Origin of the sequence: Sandarakinorhabdus sp. (assembly GCF_031430775.1) — a bacterium.
In the GTDB taxonomy this organism is placed as follows: Bacteria; Pseudomonadota; Alphaproteobacteria; order Sphingomonadales; family Sphingomonadaceae; genus Sandarakinorhabdus.
The window spans coordinates 1-2,501 of sequence record NZ_JANPCD010000138.1; the positions used below are offsets into that span (position 1 = coordinate 1).

The window sequence follows — 2,501 nt, forward strand, 5'->3', positions numbered from 1 at the left end:
GCCAACCCAAGCCCGGCGAGACGCTGGTGGTCGGCGCGGCGGCTGGCGGCGTTGGCCAGATCGTCGGCCAGATCGGCAAGATCAAGGGCTGCCGGGTCATCGGCATCGCCGGCGGCAAGGCCAAATGCGATTATGTCGTGAACGAACTCGGCTTCGATGCCTGCATCGACTATAAATCGCAGGATGTCGGCGCTGAACTTGACCGGTTGGCACCGGACGGCATCGACATCAATTTCGAACAGGTCGGCGGCGACATCATGGTGCAGGTGCTCAAACGCATGAAGCTGTTCGGCCGCATGCCGCTGTGCGGGATGATTTCCGGCTACAACAGCACCGACGGCGCCGAGCCGCCGGGTTTCTGGACGATGATGCTGATGCGCCGGCTCACGGTGCGCGGCTTTATCGTCACCGATTTTGCCGCGCGTTTCGGCGAAAGCGGCGCGGCGCTGGCCGGCTGGATGCTGTCGGGGCAGCTCAAGACCCGGCAGGATATCCGTCCGGGGCTGGAAAATGCCGCCGAAACGGTCAAGGAACTTTATACCGGCGGCAATTTCGGCAAGCTGCTCATCGAGGTACAAAAACCATGACGACGAATCGCACGCTCGACGAGAACGAACTGGTCGTGGCCCAAACCCTGCTGGCCGAAATCCGGGCGCGCATGGATGGCATTGCCGGCAGTGACGAGCGGCTGCGCTTTGCCCTCAACCGCAAGGTCTACAAGGAACTGAGTTATGACGAGCGCGGCAAGCCAAATGCCCGCATCTCCCTGAAGGCAAGGACCGCAAGGGCGCAAAACGACATGTGCGCTCAGTGCCGGACGGCCTTGTCGGCCAGTGATACCGTACTGGACCGTCTTGTGGCGGAAAAGGGCGATGTCGAAGGCAATGTCCGCGTGCTGTGCCGCAAGTGCGACCTTGCCATTCAGCGGGAGCGCGGGTTGGCATAACAGGCCCTATTGCCAGCCTGCAAACGGCAACACCGGGCCAAGCTGTGCCAGCACATCGGCCTGGCGACGCTGCCGTGCCAGATAGGCGTGTTCCACCATGGTCGCCTGCTGTTCGATGCCATAGCGGGCAAACGGCTTGCCGGGCGCCAGCACATAGCGGTAGCGCGCCAGCGGCAGCCGGCGCAGCAGCAGGTTGAACCCCTGCTGCACCTGCCAGCAATGCACCAGTTCATGGATGAAATGCGCCCGCATCCCCAGCGGCTGGTCACTGTAATCGACGCACCAGTTGAAGCCTTGCGGGTGGCACCAGATATGCCCGTCGGGCGCCATCGTCACCCACCAGGGGTGCAGCGCCCAGTATTTGGCGCAGCGCACCGCGACCCGGCCCGCATCCAGCGCATCGCCGAACACGCTGGCGGCCAGCGCGGTCTCGCCGGCGGTCAGGGCGCGCATATCGGGGCGGCGATCTGTCATCTGCCTTAGTTAGTTGTTCTGCCCCGGTCTTGCAGCCCCCGAAACTGCCCCTATATCGCCTTTGCAAGCTTTGGCCGGGGCATCCGGTCTGGCAATGACAAACCCAGGGACGCTGGGGCGCTGCTTCGGGGCGCCGCACGGTGGGCCCGCAAATGCAAGAAGGAAGAAGCCGGTCATGGCAAAGGTAATCGGGATCGATCTTGGCACCACCAATTCGTGCGTGGCCGTGATGGAAGGCTCTGCCCCCAAGGTGGTGGAAAATGCCGAAGGCGCGCGGACCACGCCGTCGCAGGTGGCGTTCACCAAGGACGGCGAACGTCTTGTCGGCCAGCCGGCCAAGCGCCAGGCGGTCACCAACCCCGAGAACACCGTGTTTGCCGTCAAGCGCCTGATCGGCCGCCGGTTCGATGATCCGATGACCCAGAAGGACGCTGGTCTGGTTCCCTACAAGATTACCAAGGGCACCAACGGCGATGCCTGGGTCGGTGCCGGCGGCGAGGATTACAGCCCGTCGCAGATTTCCGCCTTCATCCTGCAAAAGATGAAGGAAACCGCCGAATCCTATCTGGGCGAAACCGTGACCCAGGCCGTCATCACCGTGCCGGCCCATTTCAACGACGCCCAGCGCCAGGCCACCAAGGATGCTGGCAAGATCGCCGGCCTCGAAGTGCTGCGCATCATCAACGAGCCGACGGCGGCGGCGCTGGCCTATGGCCTTGATAAGAAGAACGATGCCAAGACCATCGCCGTTTATGACCTTGGCGGCGGCACGTTCGACGTGTCGATCCTTGAACTTGGCGACGGCGTCTTCGAAGTCAAATCGACCAGCGGCGACACGTTTCTGGGCGGCGAGGATTTCGACGCCAAGCTGGTGGAATTCCTGTCGGCCGATTTCAAAAAGGCCGAAGGCATCGACCTGACGAAGGACAAGCTCGCCCTCCAGCGCCTCAAGGAGGGCGCCGAAAAGGCCAAGATCGAGCTGTCGTCCTCGGCCGCGACCGAAGTGAACCTGCCGTTCATCACCGCCGATCAGAACGGCCCTAAGCATCTGGTGAAAAACATCACCCGCACCGATCTGGAA

4 protein-coding genes are annotated in these 2,501 nt (G+C 62.9%); 3 read left to right on the forward strand and 1 reads right to left on the reverse strand.

Features of this window, described 5'->3' with window-relative positions; translation table 11 throughout:
* Positions 1-587, forward strand: a 587-nt coding sequence (locus tag RMQ73_RS08590) for an NADP-dependent oxidoreductase (protein WP_310497736.1), incomplete at its 5' end; no start/stop codon positions are given.
* Entirely contained in the window at positions 584-946 is a 363-nt protein-coding gene (locus tag RMQ73_RS08595; RefSeq protein ID WP_310497737.1) for a hypothetical protein, read from the forward strand. The genes RMQ73_RS08590 and RMQ73_RS08595, both read left to right, overlap by 4 nt.
* A gap of 6 nt (positions 947-952) precedes the next feature.
* Here RMQ73_RS08595 and RMQ73_RS08600 read toward each other — a convergent pair whose 3' ends face one another.
* Positions 953-1,420: a vgr related protein gene (locus tag RMQ73_RS08600; protein ID WP_310497738.1), complete on the reverse strand. Its 468-nt coding sequence runs from the start codon at positions 1,418-1,420 to the stop codon at positions 953-955.
* Between the two features lie 175 nt (positions 1,421-1,595).
* Between RMQ73_RS08600 and RMQ73_RS08605 the strand changes: the two genes are divergently transcribed.
* On the forward strand, positions 1,596-2,501 hold a 906-nt coding region (locus tag RMQ73_RS08605), incomplete at its 3' end, for an Hsp70 family protein (RefSeq protein ID WP_310497739.1).